This is a genomic window from Amycolatopsis sp. NBC_00345, assembly GCF_036116635.1.
Taxonomy (GTDB): Bacteria; Actinomycetota; Actinomycetes; order Mycobacteriales; family Pseudonocardiaceae; genus Amycolatopsis.
The window spans coordinates 1,533,315-1,547,965 of the sequence record NZ_CP107995.1 but is presented as its reverse complement, the minus strand read 5'-3'; the positions used below and the strand labels follow the sequence as shown (position 1 = coordinate 1,547,965).

At 70.8% G+C, this 14,651-nt stretch carries 16 protein-coding genes; 7 read left to right on the top strand and 9 right to left on the bottom strand.

Features of this window, described 5'->3' with window-relative positions; genetic code table 11:
• Positions 1-120 precede the first annotated feature (120 nt).
• The 4 genes from OG943_RS07040 (at position 121) to OG943_RS07025 (ending at position 2,874) form a co-directional block, all read left to right on the top strand.
• Positions 121-753 carry a hypothetical protein gene (locus OG943_RS07040; protein WP_328608871.1) on the top strand — a complete coding sequence of 211 codons (633 nt, stop codon included), beginning with the start codon at positions 121-123 and terminating at the stop codon, positions 751-753.
• 131 nt (positions 754-884) lie between these two features.
• Positions 885-1,532, top strand: coding sequence for a TetR/AcrR family transcriptional regulator (locus OG943_RS07035; protein WP_328608870.1), 648 nt, complete (start codon positions 885-887; stop codon positions 1,530-1,532).
• Positions 1,533-1,541: 9 nt separating this feature from the next.
• Positions 1,542-2,447 (top strand): carboxymuconolactone decarboxylase family protein, encoded by a 906-nt coding sequence (locus OG943_RS07030; RefSeq protein WP_328608869.1) that lies wholly within the window; start codon positions 1,542-1,544, stop codon positions 2,445-2,447.
• Positions 2,448-2,478: 31 nt separating this feature from the next.
• Entirely contained in the window at positions 2,479-2,874 is a 396-nt protein-coding gene (locus OG943_RS07025; protein WP_328608868.1) for an ester cyclase, read from the top strand.
• Positions 2,875-2,879: 5 nt separating this feature from the next.
• Here the strand turns inward: OG943_RS07025 and OG943_RS07020 are convergent, their stop codons facing one another.
• Positions 2,880-3,410, bottom strand: coding sequence for an EF-hand domain-containing protein (locus OG943_RS07020; RefSeq protein WP_328608867.1), 531 nt, complete (start codon positions 3,408-3,410; stop codon positions 2,880-2,882).
• Positions 3,411-3,734: 324 nt separating this feature from the next.
• On the opposite strand from OG943_RS07020, the gene OG943_RS07015 reads away from it, so the two are divergent.
• From OG943_RS07015 to OG943_RS07005, 3 genes are read left to right on the top strand one after another with little or no spacing between them, the layout of a single operon-like run.
• Positions 3,735-4,811, top strand: coding sequence for an isocitrate/isopropylmalate family dehydrogenase (locus OG943_RS07015; protein ID WP_328608866.1), 1,077 nt, complete (start codon positions 3,735-3,737; stop codon positions 4,809-4,811).
• A 5-nt stretch (positions 4,812-4,816) separates the two neighbouring features.
• Positions 4,817-5,422 carry a cysteine hydrolase family protein gene (locus tag OG943_RS07010; protein ID WP_328608865.1) on the top strand — a complete coding sequence of 202 codons (606 nt, stop codon included), beginning with the start codon at positions 4,817-4,819 and terminating at the stop codon, positions 5,420-5,422.
• Entirely contained in the window at positions 5,401-6,345 is a 945-nt protein-coding gene (locus tag OG943_RS07005; RefSeq protein ID WP_328608864.1) for a class I SAM-dependent methyltransferase, read from the top strand. Before OG943_RS07010 ends, OG943_RS07005 begins: the two co-directional genes overlap by 22 nt.
• Before the next feature lie 52 nt (positions 6,346-6,397).
• On the opposite strand, the gene OG943_RS07000 is transcribed toward OG943_RS07005, so the two are convergent.
• The 8 genes from OG943_RS07000 to OG943_RS06965 form a co-directional block, all read right to left on the bottom strand.
• Positions 6,398-7,045, bottom strand: a complete 648-nt coding sequence (locus OG943_RS07000; protein ID WP_328608863.1) for a TetR/AcrR family transcriptional regulator — start codon at positions 7,043-7,045, stop codon at positions 6,398-6,400.
• A gap of 143 nt (positions 7,046-7,188) precedes the next feature.
• Positions 7,189-7,377: a hypothetical protein gene (locus tag OG943_RS06995; RefSeq protein ID WP_328608862.1), complete on the bottom strand. Its 189-nt coding sequence runs from the start codon at positions 7,375-7,377 to the stop codon at positions 7,189-7,191.
• A 23-nt stretch (positions 7,378-7,400) separates the two neighbouring features.
• A complete protein-coding gene (locus OG943_RS06990; RefSeq protein WP_328608861.1) occupies positions 7,401-8,111 on the bottom strand; it encodes a MerR family transcriptional regulator in 711 nt (236 codons plus the stop codon).
• Between the two features lie 196 nt (positions 8,112-8,307).
• Positions 8,308-8,673 carry a type VII secretion target gene (locus tag OG943_RS06985; RefSeq protein ID WP_328608860.1) on the bottom strand — a complete coding sequence of 122 codons (366 nt, stop codon included), beginning with the start codon at positions 8,671-8,673 and terminating at the stop codon, positions 8,308-8,310.
• Positions 8,674-8,680: 7 nt separating this feature from the next.
• Positions 8,681-10,822 (bottom strand): WXG100 family type VII secretion target, encoded by a 2,142-nt coding sequence (locus tag OG943_RS06980; RefSeq protein ID WP_328608859.1) that lies wholly within the window; start codon positions 10,820-10,822, stop codon positions 8,681-8,683.
• Between the two features lie 11 nt (positions 10,823-10,833).
• The gene (locus tag OG943_RS06975; protein ID WP_328608858.1) at positions 10,834-11,259 is read right to left on the bottom strand and encodes a hypothetical protein; all 426 of its coding nucleotides are present in this window, start codon (positions 11,257-11,259) and stop codon (positions 10,834-10,836) included.
• Between the two features lie 22 nt (positions 11,260-11,281).
• On the bottom strand, positions 11,282-12,031 hold the full coding sequence (locus OG943_RS06970) for a MerR family transcriptional regulator (protein ID WP_328608857.1): 750 nt from the start codon (positions 12,029-12,031) through the stop codon (positions 11,282-11,284).
• A 325-nt stretch (positions 12,032-12,356) separates the two neighbouring features.
• Positions 12,357-14,630: a glycosyl hydrolase family 95 catalytic domain-containing protein gene (locus OG943_RS06965; RefSeq protein ID WP_328612020.1), complete on the bottom strand. Its 2,274-nt coding sequence runs from the start codon at positions 14,628-14,630 to the stop codon at positions 12,357-12,359.
• Positions 14,631-14,651 lie beyond the last annotated feature (21 nt).

Sequence of the window (14,651 nt, the reverse complement as noted above, 5' to 3'; positions counted from 1 at the left end):
AACGGTTCCTACTTCGTGTGTAGCGCCGAAGATCGACAGGCATTCCGTGACGCGCACCACACGAGCAGCCGCGACCATCGGACCTTTGAAGGCCTCCGCCGAGGTGCTAGTTTCCCTGGAATGCGCGTACGGTCAGTGGTCGCATTCGCCAGGAAACTTGTGACATTCGGCTCCGTGCTGACGGTCTCCCTGATCGGCCCAACGGCAGTCGCCGGCGCGGCCGTACCCCCGTCGCCGCGGCACAGCTGCGAGTGCGCGACCCCGTCGATCGACCGGCTGCAGCAGTGGCTGGCCAGCGGCGAAGGCACCACCGTCCCGGCCACCGGGAGCCTGCTCGTCCCGGAGGGGAATCGGTACGCGGCCAAGGTGACGTTCCTCAACGCCGAGTGGCACGTCGCCGTCGTCTGGCTCGGCAATCAGTTCGAGGCGCAGGAAGATCTCTCCCGGTCGCAGGGCTTCTGGCTGACGTACGCCGCAACGGACGACCTGTACGTCCAGCTGCGCCCCGCCTCGCACTGGAGCGGCGGCGACAAATGGCTCACCCGCGTGCCTTCGACCGGCGGGAAGCTCGTGACGAAGTTCTTCAGCTTTTCGCCCGACGCCTGGACGTCGCTGCCCGAGCTGGGCACCCCGCCGTACTCGTTCGCCTCGGCCCTGGTCGAGGCCCGCGGCCTGGTCTTCGTCGGCAAGACCCCGAACCAGCTGGAATTCCGCGGGCTGCGCATCGACGGGTACCAGCCGCCCTGCCTCTGAGCACGCTCTGAGGGCACTGCGATCAATCGGGAAGCGCCGCCCGTTCCGAGGGTGGCTCACGACTATACGCGTGTGTAGTATCCAGTTCATCAGTGCAGTGAGACATACGCAGGGATTAGGACTGGCACGTCGTGACCATCGAACCCGACCGTGAGGACTTGACCGCGCGGGCCCGGATCAGGGACGCCGCGATGGAGCACTTCGGCGAGCACGGGTTCGAGCGGGCCACGATCCGCGGCATCGCCGAGACCGCAGGGGTTTCGTCGGGGCTGGTGCGTCACCACTTCGGCTCGAAGCAGGGGCTGCGGGACGCGTGCGACGCGCATCTCGCCAAGCTGCTCCGCCGGCTCAACGACCGGGTGCTGGCCGACCGGACGCCCGAGGACGTCAACTACGTCGCCGCGGCCCGGGTCGCCGTGGGCCCGTACCAGGGTTACCTCGCGCGCGCCCTGACCGAGGGCGGTGCCGCGCCGCTGTTCGACGAGATGGTCGAACTCGGCCGGCAGTGGCTCGTCGACGCCGACCGGGACCGCCCCGACCCGCCCGACGTCGACGCCAAGGTCCGGGCGGCGGTGGGCACCGCGATGGCGCTGTCCATCACCGTGCTGCACGAGCACGTCTCCCGCGCCATGGGTGTCGACGTGTTCAGCCCCGAGGGAGACGAGCTGCTCGCCCGCGCCCTGATCGACATCCACTCCCATCCCCAGCTCAGCCTCGAGGACGCCGCCGCGGCCCGGGCCGCGCTCGACCACATCCAGCGAAACCGGACGATCCGCTAAGGAACCGCCATGCCCCACGCCACGAGCCCCCGCGTCCTCCCGCTCGCCCTCGAGGACATGGACAAGGAGCACCGGCAGCTGGCCAAGCTCGGCGCCGACACCGTCGTCCAGGTGCTGGCGCGTAACCCCGGGCTGATGGACGCCTCCTCCCACCTCGGCGGATTCCTTCTGGGCCAAGGAAAGCTGGACGCGCGGATCCGGGAGCTGGCGATCCTCCGGGTCGCGCTGCGCTGTGACGCGCCCTACGAGTGGGCGAACCACGTCCCGGCCGCCCTGGGCGGCGGCGCCACCACGACCGAGATCGACGCGCTCTCCGACCCCGAGGCGTCCTGGGCCCCCACCGACGACGCGGTGCTGCGGGCCGTCGACGAGGTGTGCCAGGACGTCTTCGTCTCCGACCGGACCTGGGCCGACCTCGCCGCGGCCCGGAGCCACCCCGAGATCCTGGAGCTGCTGTTCCTCATCGGGTACTACCGGATGATGGCGGGCTTCCTGAACTCCGTGGGGGTGGAGGTGAAAGCGGGCCAGCCCGCGCTCGGCCGGTCCGCGGGCACGCCCCGGTCCCCGGCCGCCCGCCCCGCAGCCGCCGCCCACGTCAGCAGCGGCAAAACCGGCCCGGACGGCGCCTGGAACATCACCTTCACCCACCCCGCGGGCAGCAAGGACCTGTTCCTCACCCTGGAAACCACGGGCAACGCCCTGACCGGCTCGGTCGTGGACGACCAGCTGGAGGTCACCGTCCCCATCACGACCGGCACCGTCGAGGGCCGGCACCTGACCTTCACCGCCCGCCTGACCGAACCGGTCCAGTTCGACATCGCCGTCGAGGCCACCATCGACGGCGACGTCTTCACCGGCACGGTCACCGTGACCGGCGGCGGGACGTTCCCGTTCTCCGGCACTCGCGCCGGGTGACGAGGAAAGCCGAACAGAGAGGATTCACCGGATGGGCACGGATTCCGGCAACGTCGCGAGGATGCGCGCTTTCGTCGAGCAGGTGCACGAGGGTGGGCGGGTCGAGCTGATCGAGGATTTCGTCCACGTCGATTTCCGGAATCGGTCGGCCAAGAAAGGCCGGTCGACCGACCGCGACGGTGTTGTCCAGGTCGCGTTGGCACTCCATGCCGCGTTCGCCGACCTCAAGGTCGAGATCGTGCACTGCGTCGACACGGATGACGTTGTGGCCACGCACAAGATCTACCGGGGGCGGCATGTCGGGGAGTGGCTCGGCACGCCGCCGTCCGGGCAGAACGTCGAATTCCGGGTGATGGACTTCGTGCGGATGCGCGACGGCCAGTTCATCGAGCATTGGTCCGTGCTCGATCAGGTGCCGCGGGGGTAAGGCATTCAGGCCGGCGCCGGCACCAGGTGGTCACCGGCCACGCCGGCCTTCTCCGGGCCGTAGTAGTCCTTGATGCCCTTGACCCAGATCCGCACCGTGACGCGGTCCTGGCTGTCGGGTTCGAAGGCGTCGAACAGGTTCCCGATGTTCTCGGCGCCGAAGCCGATGGCGGTCATCAGCGCGGTGAACACGGGGCGCTCGATGAGCCCGTCGCCGTCCGGGTCGCCCATCGCGGCGAGGGCCTGGGCGAACGTGGCGATCGTGTCGTCGAACCGTTCGGGCGAGAAGACACACGCCTGGTACTCCTCGAAGCTGACCTTGCCGTCGCTGTTCGCGTCCAGCTCGGTGGCCAGGGTGGTCCAGTACTTCCGGAACGCGTCGAGCATCGCCTGCTTCGCGGCGTCACCGGCCTCCGGCGCCGCGGCGACGACGTTGCGCCCCATCAGCTCGAAATCGCCGGCTTCGAGCTGTCCGCTGCCGTCGGTGTCGAGCAGGGTGAAGATGAGCTTGATGCGGTCGAGAGCTTCGGTGCGCATGAATGGTCCACCTTGGGGTCGAAGCCGGATTTCCGGGCCTCATCGTAATTCCGCGAATGCCGGAACCGGACCGGCTGTACCCGGATGTCAGCCGTCAACAACCAGCGGAGTCACGCGGCATCGCGCCGTACTACTCTCGGTGAACTTTCACTCCGGCAAACGGGGAAACGCCGGACACATTCGCCGATCGACCGGAAAATAACAAATCGGCGACGCCACGACCGCCGTTCGTCCGATTCAGTGGCACCCGATCCGCGCGCGGGCGCCCGGGCGCGGATCTCTGACATAGTCCCGGATCATCCCCACGGCGAAGGAGCACGCAGCATGGGATCGGCCGTAGGACTCGCCGTCGGCCGGGGAACCGGACCGGAACTCGCGACCGTTTTCACCAGAACCGTGGAGAAATTCGGGCTGCTCTACGAAACCGAGATCGGCGTTGCCCGATCGCCGCGGATCTACCACTCGTACCATTCACTCATGGCCGACGGCGGGACCGCGCGGATACGCCGGCTCACCGAGGAAGACGCCGGGCATTACGAACAATTCTGCCGGGCACAGGCCGCGCTGGGCACCACGGCGGTTTTCCGCACGGCGATGAACGCCCAATCGCTTTACCTGGTGCGCGAGCGCCTGCAAGCGGTGAAGGTCGACGTCATCACGACGCCGGCCGCGGAACTGCTCGTGGTCCGTGACGAGGCGCAGGGTTTCTACACCGGCGAGAACAGCCACCGCCCCGGCGTGGTCACCCGCACGATGACCTTCGACCGCGCGATCACCGAGAAGGTCGTCGCGTTCGCGCTGGAGCGCGCCCGGCGGCAGTGGCCAGGGCAGCGGCCGGACCGGATCCTGATGGCGTACAAGTTCCACCTGCTCGACGGCGCGCTCGACGAGTGGGTGCGGGAGATCTCCGCGCGGCGCGGCGTCGACCTCGAGCTGTGCCAGCCGGACACGGTGAACCGGAACCTGATCGAGCACGGCCTGCCCGCCCGCACGCTGGTCATCAGCGGCAACGAGTGGGCCGACATCATGCACGTGGTCCTGCTGGACCGGTTCGCCTCGGAGCGGCAGGAAAACCGCTACACCGAGAACGTCCACCTGCACCCCGACGTCGCGGGCCTGTCCGAGTACCAGACGGTGCACGGTTCCGCCGACGACCTGGCCGGCCGGGACCTGGTCAACCCGGTCGCCACCCTGCGGGCGGCGGCCGCCATCGTGGAGCACCACGCGCACTGCCCCGGCGCCGTGCGGGCCATGGAACTCGCGCTCGACGACCTGCGTGGCCGGGGCATCCTCACCGCGGACCGCGGGGGGAGACACTCGACCACCGCCGTGGTCGACGAGCTGCTCGACGTACTGGCGGCGCACCACCTCGACGGCGAGCACTTCGCGGGCAGCCGGTGAGGCCCGTGCCCAGCGGCGAAGCCACCGCGCTGGTAGTCGTGGACCTGCAGAACGACTTCTTCAGGTCAGAGGCCGCACTCGCCAAGTATCGCGGCGACCCGGCGCAGCTGGAATCGGCGACGGCGAACGCCGCCCGCGCCGTCGCCGCGGCCCGGGCCCACGGCACCGAAGTGGTGTTCGTCCGGTTCCTCGGCGACGTCGAGCACCAGGGGCCGAGCTGGCGCCGCCGGGACGTGGTGCTGGGCAAGACACCGAAGTGCCTCGAAGGCTCGTGGGGAGCCGAATTCCACCAGGCCTGGCCGGAACCCGGCGAGTCCGTGTTCACGAAACGGGCGTGCTTCGACGCGTTCCTCGCCGACGGCTTCGAGCAGCATCTCGGGCAGCGCGGCATCGGGCGCCTGGTCTTCGCCGGGCTCTACACCGACGTCTGCGTGGACTCCACCGCGCGGACCGCGTTCCAGAAGGGTTACCACGTAACGGTCCTGGCCGACTGCGTCGCGAGCCTGCACCTGCCGGACCAGGAAATCCTCCGCTTCATGCGCCTGGTGTACGGCGCCCATGTGACCACCCACGACCACTCGGAGGCCCCGTGGCCGGCATTGGCGACCTGAACCTCGGCGTGGAAACAGGCGGTGCGGAAACGGGCGGTGCGGAAACGGGCGGTGTGGAAACGGGAGTCGGGCGGACCGCGCTCATGGTCGCCGCCGCCCGGGCGATCGAGACCCACCGCGAAGACCCGCTGGCGCAGGACTTCTACGCGGAGCACTTCGTCCGGGCCGCCCGGGCTTCCGCGAACTGGCCGGTACGCCCCGAAGCCGTCCCGGACGGCGACGCGAACCCGTTGTGGGGCCGGCTGGGCCGCTACTTCGGCTTGCGCACCAGGGTGTTCGACGACTTCCTGCGGCGCGCGGCCCGGACCGGCACCCGGCAGATCGTCCTGCTCGGCGCCGGGCTCGACACCCGCGCGTTCCGCCTCGACTGGCCACCCGGCTGCGTGCTGTTCCAGATCGACCGGCCGCCGGTGCTGGACTTCAAACGCACCGTGCTGGCGGACGTCGGCGCCGTCCCGAACGCGCCCTGCCGGTCGATCGCCGCCGACCTCCGTGACAACGAGTGGCCCGGCGCGCTGGTCGAGTCCGGATTCGACGTCACCGCGCCGAGCGCCTGGCTGGCCGAGGGCCTGCTGCTGTACCTGCCCGCCGAGGCCGAGACCCGGCTGATGGCCACTGTGGACTGGCTGGCGGCGGCGGGCAGTGCGCTGGCGTTCGAGGTCAAGCTCGGGCTGGAATCCGCGGCCGTGCGCGACAATCCGGTCTACACCACCACGAAACAGCAGATCGGCGTCGACCTGCTCGCGCTGTTCGACGGGCAGCCGCGGCCCGACTCCGTCGGCGACCTGACCGGGCGCGGCTGGTCCGCGACGAGCCACTCCCCCTTCGAGTTCACCCGGCTCCACGGCCGCGGGCCCGAGCCGGAGCGCGCCGACGCGCTGGCCGCGAACCGGTGGGTGTTCGCCGGGAAGCCATCGGCCTGAGCAGAACACCCCGGGCCGGCTGCGGCGCCCGGCCGGGGACGCGCCCGGGTGTTCAGCGGACCAGCAGGCGCTCGACCTCGTCGGCGAAGAGCAGGGCCGGGTCGAACCCCATCCCGGCGAAGTGGCCGGCGAGTTCGAGGGAGAGGACGCCGTGGATCCGCGTCCAGAAGCTCAGCGCCCGGCCCAGGACCGCGGCCGGGGCCGGGTGCTCGCCGGCCCAGTCGCGGTGCTTTTCGATCTCGGCGTCCAGCGGTGTGGCCGGCCCGTCCGCGGGCAGCGCGGCACTGGCGCCGATCAGCACCGCCATGATCTCGGTCGAGATCTCCGCGGTGTCGCGCGGCGCTTCGTAGCCGGGCACGGGCGTGCCGTAGATCAGGAAGTACCGCTGGGGGTCGGCCAGTGCCCAGTCCCGGAAGGCGTGGGCCAGCCCGGCCAGGTCCGCACCGGCCGCGGCGGCCGCCTTGATCGAGTCGGCGAGGCTGCGGTAGGCCTCCCGGATGAGTTCGGTGAGCAGGTCGTCGCGGCTGGCGTAGTAGCGGTACAGCGCGGGGCCGCTCATGCCCAGCTGCTTGGCGATCGCGTTGAGGGACAGCGCCGCCACGCCCGTCGTGGCCAGCTGCCCCCACGCGTGCTGCTTGATCTCCGAGCGCACCTGAGCCCGGTAGCGCTCCCGCGGGCTCGTCCCGGCCGTGTCGGTCATCAGTCAAACCCTTCCTGTTCCGGCGGCACCGTCACCGTCCAGTTAGACCCTATCACTATATCTAGTGACGCTCACGGTCGGAGTGTTATAGGTTCTAACCACCGCGGGAAGACCCGGCGGAGCAGATGCCGCGTCACGTCATCTCAGGACGCGATGGCGAACTCCGTGGTCGCTCGCGCGAGGTCGGCGAGGAACGTGCCCGGCGGAGGCGTATTCATGAAGCTGAAGTGACCGGCGCCCGGAGCGGCGAACCAGCAGCCGATCCACCGGATCGAGTGGCCGACCACCACAACCGCCGCGTCCGAGGCGCGACGACCTGGCAGCGGGGCCAAACGTCAGTGCTTGCATCTCGCTCCTAACGGCTGATCCGGGTCAGCACGTCGATCTGCGCGGGGTTGTAGAGGTCGTTGACGGCCTTGCCGATCGCGTCCTCGGCGAAGGACGCGCCGTGCGGTGCGCCGACGAACAGGTCCTTCAGCGCCGGGGCGTCGACGAGCAGCTGCCGCACGTGGGGCCCCAGCCGCTCGGCCAGATCACGGCGGGTCTCCTCTTCCGCGTCGGAGGGCAGGTTCTCGAACTCGGTGACCGCGGGGATGCGTTCGTAGGACTGCAACAGCTCGGTGTAGGTGTCGAGGGCCGTGGGGCCGAGCACCCGGGTCAGGACCACGGCGAACGAGCGGTCGGTGGCGGGCACGTCCGCGCCGGCCATCGCGCGGCCCAGCGCGGGCGGCAGGTCGGTCGGCGCGGACTGGCGCAGGATCAGGGCGAGCTCGACGCGCACGTGCTGCAGCCGTTCGATGGTCTCGGCCAGCTCGGCGTCCAGGGTCCGCAGCGCCTCTTCGGGGTGTTCGTCGGCGTCGCCCAGCTCGGCGATCTGGGGCAGGGAGAGCCCGAGCTCGATCAGGCGCTTGATCCGCAGCAGGCGGACCAGGTGGCTCACGGAGTAGCTCTTGTAGTTGTTCGGGAGGCGCTCGGGCTCGGGCAGCAGCCCGATCTCGTGGTAGTGCCGCACCGCGCGCACGCTCGTGTCGGCGAGCGCGGCGAGCTGACTCGTGCTCCACCCCACGGCGGCCACCCCTCGGAGCCGGGCCCGCCGACGCCGGCTCGCCGGCAGGCAACAGGGAAACCGTACCGCTGCGGCGAAGCCGGGTCCCACCGCACGGCAATGGCGCCGGGGGTGTGTGCCCCCGGCGCCATCACGTCACCAGTTCTACAGAGGGTTCCGCCCCGCTGGAGCCGAGTCGTGGCTCCAGCGGATCCGGCTAACCCTCGACCTGCCTGCTCACCACGTGCGGCGCCGTCGTCTCCGAAGTCAGCGACTTGGATTCCGACACCTTCTTGAACGGTTCGGCCTCCGCCTCGTCGCCCTCGCGATAGGACTTCGCGGCAGTGCGCACGTTGTCCGCGGTGGCCTGCACGCCCTCGCCCGCCGAGCTCACCGCCTCTTTCGCCTTCTCGCCGGTCGGGTTCACGATCAATGGCAAGAACGCACACAGCAGCCCGTACGCGTCCGTCGACATCGCCGAGTCCGCCGCCTGCACCGCGGTGTGCAGGCGGTCTACCAGCCCGTCCAGATGACTCGCGTGAGCGACCAGATCATCCGCTTCAACCTGAAAAGCGCCCGTCATCGCCTGCTCACTTCCAGTCCGTGTTCTTCCAGTCGCCGATCACCGGCGGCGCGACGACCTCGTCCGGGGAGAAGAACGACGGGTCGTCCGACTCCACGAAGTCGGCGACCTTGTGCTCCTTGTCCTCCGGGCCCTTGCCGCCCTTGCCACCGGCGCCCATGCCGCCCATGCCCGGCGAGCCGGGTGCGCCCTTGCCGCCCGCACCGGCGGCGCCGCCCCGGGCGGCCAGCTCCTCCGGGGTCAGGCCGCCGGAACCGGTCGTGCTGCCCGGCCCGCCGAGCGAGCCGCCTTTGGCGCCGCCGATGCCACCGGCCCCGGCGCCACCGCCGCCCAGCCTGCTGCTGATGTCGCCGTTGATGCCGCCGCCCTGGCCGATCCCCGGGATCTTGCTCCCCGATCCGCCGGAACCGCCGCCCGGGAGGTTGAAGTCGGGCATCTTCGGCGGCGTGTAGCTCGGGCCGCCACCGAGGGGGCCGCCACCCGGAAGGTTGAAGTCCGGCATCTTCGGCGGGGTGTAGCTCGGACCGCCGCTCGGACCGCCGCCCGGCGGGAGGTTGAAGTCCGGCATCGTCGGCGGGTGGTACCCCTGGGTGGTCGTCCCTTCCGGGTCCTTGTCCTTGGGGCCCTTGGGAAGGTTGATCGGCGGCATGCTCACCGGCGAGGGGTTGAAGGACGGGATGTTGCCGCCGGGGTTCCCGCCGCCCGGCATGCCCGGCCCCGGCCCGCCGCCCGGCGGGAGGGTGAAGTCCGGCATCTTCGGCGGCTGGTACCCCTGGGTGGTCGTCCCCTCCGGATTTCCGTTGGGCAGGTTGAACGACGGCATGCCGTTCGGGCCCAGTGGCTTGCCGTCCGGGCCGACCGGCTGGCCGTTCGGACCCAGCGGCAGGCCGTTCGGGCCGAGCATCGGCTTGCCGTCCGGGCCCAGCGGCCCGCCGTTCGGCCCGGTCAGCGGCTTGCCGTCCGGACCGAGCGGCTGGCCGTTCGGTCCCAGGGGCTGCCCGTTCGGGCCGAGCGGCTGGCCGTTCGGACCCAGCGGCTCGCCATTCGGGCCAACAGGCTGACCGTTCGGGCCCAGCGGCAGGCCGTTCGGACCCAGCACCGGCTTGCCGTCCGGCCCCAGCGGCCCACCGTTCGGACCGGTCAGCGGCTTGCCGTCCGGGCCCACCTGTATCGGCTTGCCGTCCGGACCGAGCTTCAGCATCGGCGACATCTGGTCGAACTTGGTGCCGCCGCCGCCACTCGAGCCGCCGTTCTGGCTCGCCAGCTTCGGCGGCGGCGGGAAGTGCGGCGTGGCGACGGCGCCGGCGATGGTCTTGTCGTACTGCGTCATGGTCTGCGCGGCCTGCCCCCGGGCGGCCTGCTGCTCGCGGAAGGTGTTGGTCATGACGGCGGCCGCGGCGCCGAACTGCACCGGGTCCTTGATCGTCTGCAGCTGCGCGATGGACTGCGCCGCGTTGAACGGGACCGGCGGGTTCGCCTTCATCGCGATCTGCGTCTCGTTGAGCGCCTGCGAGTGGATCTCCTGCTGCCGCCCGGACAGGGTCGAGCCCTGCGCGGTCTCGCCGAGCCACTTGCCGACGTTCGCCATGTGCTCGCGGGCCGCGTCACCGCCGCCGCCCTGCCAGTCGGAGGCGCTGGCGTTGATGGCGCTGGCGAGGGCCTTCTGGTGCCCGGTGAGGTCGTTGCCGACGCCCACCCACTCCTCCGACGACGCGGCGACGGTGGCCGGGTCGGCCTGCTGCGTGATCGCCTGCTGCATCTGCTCGTGGGTGGCGTTCTCCCAGTTGGTGACCGGCGGGGTGCCCGGGTCACGCATCGTCAGCCCGTCGGACAGGCCCTTCTTGCTGTTCTCCAGGTTCGCCTCGTAGATGTCCTGGATCAGCTTGTTCTTCGAGTCCGGGTTGAGCACGGGGCCGAGCCAGCTGCCCATGATGTCGCCCTGGAGGGTCGACACGTTGCGCAGGTCGTCGCCCGACTGCGCCTTGTCGGAGATCGGGCCGACGTAGTACTTGTTGGACGGGTCGGCCGTCATCTCGTACTGCGGCGACGACGAGTCCATCTTCGCGTCGTAGTCCGGGCTGTGCTTGTCGTACTCCGGCGACTTCGGATCGGAGACCGCCGCCTTGTCCTTGTCGGTGACAGGTGCCACGGAAGTTCCTTTCAGCTCGGGTCGGCGGAGGGCAGGTTCTTGATCGTGGTCTTCGTGCCGCTCTCACGATCCGCGTAGTTCTTCTTGGCCAGTTTGATCGCCTCGACGTAGGTCGGGAACTCGTCCCGCGCGGCCTGCAGCTGCGTGAGCAGGCCCTGCGCGTCGTTCGCCGTCGCGCTCATGTGCTGGGCGACCCACTGGCCGGTGGCCGTGGACGACATCGCGGGCGTCTCGCCCACCTTCTGCAGCGCGCTCCAGCGCTGCTGCAGCGTGTCCACGACCGCCTCGAGCGCCGCGATCATCTTGTCGCCGGTCGTGTCGTCGACCGCGAAGCTGCCGGAGCGGGCGAGGTCCACCATCTTCCGGCCGGACAGCATCGGCTTCAACGGCTCGGTCGCTTTGTACGCAGCTGTCAGCTCGTTTGGGTCGTCCGCCATCGCTTCTCTTCCTTTTCCTCACTCATGACCGCCCGGGCCCTCCTGGTGTTCCGAGGAGATCGCCCACCCGGGCCATGACATCGATCTGGGCCGGGTTGTAAAGATCGTTGACCGCCGCGTTCATCATGTCCGCGGCGAACTCCGGGCCGCGGGGCGCGTCCGCCAGCGCGGTCTCCAGCTCGGGGCAGCCGGCGCGCAGGGTGCGGACGTGCGGGGCCAGCCGCTCGGCGAGCCGGCGGCGGGTGTCCTCGCCGGCTCCGGCGGGCAGCCGGTCGAACTCCGCCGCCGCCGGATCGTCGTGGAACCCGCTGATCACCTTCTCGTAGGCCCGCAGGCCCGCGGGGCCCAGCACCCGGGTGAGGACGAGGAGGTAGGCGCGGTCGGCGGCGGAGAGGCCGGCCCGGCCGGACGCCGAGGCCGGGTCCCGCTGGGCGGGCAGCTCCGTCGGCGCGCCCTGGCGCAGGATCAGCTCCAGCTCGACGCGGGTGCGCCGCAGCCGGTCGACGGTGGCGGCCAGCTCCTCGTCCAGCGAGCGCAGTGCCTCTTCGAAGTGGTCGTCGGCGTCGCCCATGGCGGCGATCTGGGGCAGCGAGAACCCGAGCGTGGTCAGCCGCCTGATCCGCAGCACGCGGAGCAGGTGTGACGTGCCGTAGTGCTTGTAGCCGTTGGCGCCGCGTTCCGGCTCGCTGAGCAGGCCGATCTCGTGGTAGTGCCGCACGGCACGCACGCTGGCACCGGCGAGGTCAGCGACCTCGCGAGTGCTCCACGCCATGGCTCCCCTCCAGGATTTCTCCGCCGCCGCACCAGCATGCCGCTGAGCCCACTCAAGCAGGCCCATTCAAAACCATGCCGTCACGGCACAGTCAACAAATCGTGCCCGTAATACCCGCTCCGCCGGCACCGGTGCCGACGGACAACTTTACTGCCGTTTACCAGGCCCGGCCAGGCGGGCTCGGAGCTCCCGGCGCGGATGCACCGGCTGATACCAGTGGACACGGTCCGGCCGCGGCATGGCCAAGGAGAACGCCGATCTTCACCCTTTCTGACCGGTGTACCTGCCCCCATGTCCACCGAGCGTGACCAGCCGGGGCGGTCTCCTACACCGGCAGGCCCCACGGCGCGGCGGGACTCGCCGAGCGGACCGGGCCGACTTCGAAGTCCGGCCGGTCCCCTTTCCGGTACACGAACGCCTCCTCGCCGCGCCCCAGGCTCACCTCGATGTCACCGCCCGCCCGCCGGCGCCAGGCCCGTTCCCGGCCCCGAGCGTCGCGGACGGTCAGGTCACCGTCGATGCCCGGCCGCAGCACGCAGGGCGCGCCGGCCTCGCTGCGCACCCGGAGCCAGCGGGTGCGGCCGTCCTGGCGTGAGGCGCTGATCAGGAACGCGCCCTGGGTCCGGAAGTCGTGCACCGCGATGTCCGCCCAGGAGGCCGGCACCGCGGGGAAGAGCCGGATCACCCCGCCCCAGCTCTGGCACAGCATGTCGTGCATCGACTGGGCCGCGGACAACGGCGTCTCGATGACCGGGCCGGACTCCTTGTACATCGTGTTCGGCCGGACGAACCGGGTCAGCAGCTGGCTGAGGTAGGTGTCGGCGTTGTCGCCGCGCAGCATCTGGGCGGAGATCGACGCGGCGCCGGTGAAGCTGTACCCCTCCAGCGCGCCCTCGAACCCGATCCAGTGCCCGAGCGACTTCTCGATCAGCGCGCGGTGCTCCGGCTGCTCCCAGTTCACCTGATAGAGCGGGTAGACCTGCAGCAGGTGCGAGTAGTGCCGATGCGATTTGGCGAACGGCACGCCCGCGCCGATCATGTAGCCGTTCTCGTCGACGGGGTACGGCGCGAGCGAGGCGAGCACGCCGCGCCACTCCGGCGCGAGGGGGTCGTCGACCCGCAGCTCGCGAACGGCGTCCAGCAGGGTCGAGCAGCCCCAGCGGATCAGCGCGAGGTCGTAGGTGCAGTCGGGCGCGTTCTCGCCGTACTCGGGCGAGAACGTCGCCGGCAGGTGCAGCTTGCCGTCCGCGCCGGGCCGGAGGAACTGCAGGTAGTAGTTGATCGCCCCGCGCAGCAGGGGGAACAGCACGTCGCGCAGGATCCGCCCGTCCATCGTGTGCCGGTAGCTCAGCCACACGTTGTGCAGCGCGAACGTGAGATTGCCGACCTCCGGCGTCGGCGGGTCCTGGCCCGGGATCCCCACGGCGTACCCGCTGTTCCCGTCGCTGGTGCCGTTGAGCAGCGTCATGTCCGTGGTGCGCGGGATGCCGTACGAGTCCGCCCGGTGGCTCTCGGCGAGCTGGTCGCGCAGCCGCTGCCGGTACCGGCCGAGGGTGGGCGTCACCGCGTCCAGCTCGAGGTGGTTGGAGCCGTGGATGAGCCAGTACTCCAGCTGCACGTTGAGGTTCCACCAGACCGCGGGCCACGGGGTCGGCTCCAGCCACGGCCCGGTGGTCGCCATCACCGGGGCGTCCTCGCGGGTGGCGGACGCGACCTTGTACAGCTGGATCCAGTAGAACGACTGCAGCCGGGTGTCCGGAATGGACAGGAAGCTCTGCCGGTAGTAGCGGTGCCACCACGTCCGGTGCCCCGACACGAGCCGGTCCAGCGGCCGGGCGGCCGCGCGGACCGTACGCAGGGCCTCGGGCGCCGCGGTCCGGCGCGGGTGCGACCAGGCCACGGCGGCGTACAGCGTGCGCCTCGTGCCGGCGGTGACCTCGCGCCAGGCGGTGACGTGCTCGCCGCCGGCGAGCAGCGGCTGCACGGCCAGCTGGTCCGGGCCGCTGGTTTCGAGGCTCGCCGGCGGGTTCGCGGCGTACCCCGCCGGGGCGGGCTTGTGGAACTGCGGCGCGGTCCGCGGGCTGACCGCCTCGCCGGGGTGGAAGACCCAGCGGAACTTCCGCTCCCCCTCGGTCGGCCGGACCTCGACCGCGAGCACGGACCGCTCGTTATGCACGACGGCGCGCAGGGCGAGGCTGCCCGCCGTGGTGACGATCGTGCCGGTCAGCTCGGCGTTCCACAGGTCCAGCCGCCAGTCGACGCCGGTGATCGTGCCGGCCGGCTCCAGCGTGAAGTACCCGATCGGCAGCCGGGCCAGGCCGAACAGCGAGCCGAACTCCGGACGGTGGTCCTGCACCTGCGTGTGCTGCACGGTGAAGCGGATCGCGTTGGCGCCGAGCTCGGCGTAGACCCCGGAGCCGAGGAAGCCGTTGCCGAGGAACGGTCCTTCGTCCCAGGCCTGCGGCATCCGCCGCCAGCGCAGATCGGCGCCGGCGAGGAAGTCGGCCCAGCCCCGGTCGCCGAGGTCTCCCACACTCGCGGGCCCGTCCCCCGCGCTCCCCGGCCGGGTCCCCGCGGACGCGGTCCCCGGCAGGGCCATGGCCGCCCCGGCCCCGGCCAC

Bases quoted from the DNA above. Each gene is read 5' to 3' on its own strand.
- OG943_RS07030 (WP_328608869.1), top strand. From the start codon at position 1,542: ATGCCCCACGCCACGAGCCCCCGCGTCCTCCCGCTCGCCCTCGAGGAC.
- OG943_RS06985 (WP_328608860.1), bottom strand. From the start codon at position 8,673: ATGACGGGCGCTTTTCAGGTTGAAGCGGATGATCTGGTCGCTCACGCG.
- OG943_RS07020 (WP_328608867.1), bottom strand. From the start codon at position 3,410: ATGCGCACCGAAGCTCTCGACCGCATCAAGCTCATCTTCACCCTGCTC.
- OG943_RS06965 (WP_328612020.1), bottom strand. From the start codon at position 14,630: ATGGCCCTGCCGGGGACCGCGTCCGCGGGGACCCGGCCGGGGAGCGCG.
- OG943_RS06975 (WP_328608858.1), bottom strand. From the start codon at position 11,259: ATGGCGGACGACCCAAACGAGCTGACAGCTGCGTACAAAGCGACCGAG.
- OG943_RS07000 (WP_328608863.1), bottom strand. From the start codon at position 7,045: ATGACCGACACGGCCGGGACGAGCCCGCGGGAGCGCTACCGGGCTCAG.
- OG943_RS07015 (WP_328608866.1), top strand. From the start codon at position 3,735: ATGGGATCGGCCGTAGGACTCGCCGTCGGCCGGGGAACCGGACCGGAA.
- OG943_RS06970 (WP_328608857.1), bottom strand. From the start codon at position 12,031: ATGGCGTGGAGCACTCGCGAGGTCGCTGACCTCGCCGGTGCCAGCGTG.
- OG943_RS07040 (WP_328608871.1), top strand. From the start codon at position 121: ATGCGCGTACGGTCAGTGGTCGCATTCGCCAGGAAACTTGTGACATTC.
- OG943_RS07025 (WP_328608868.1), top strand. From the start codon at position 2,479: ATGGGCACGGATTCCGGCAACGTCGCGAGGATGCGCGCTTTCGTCGAG.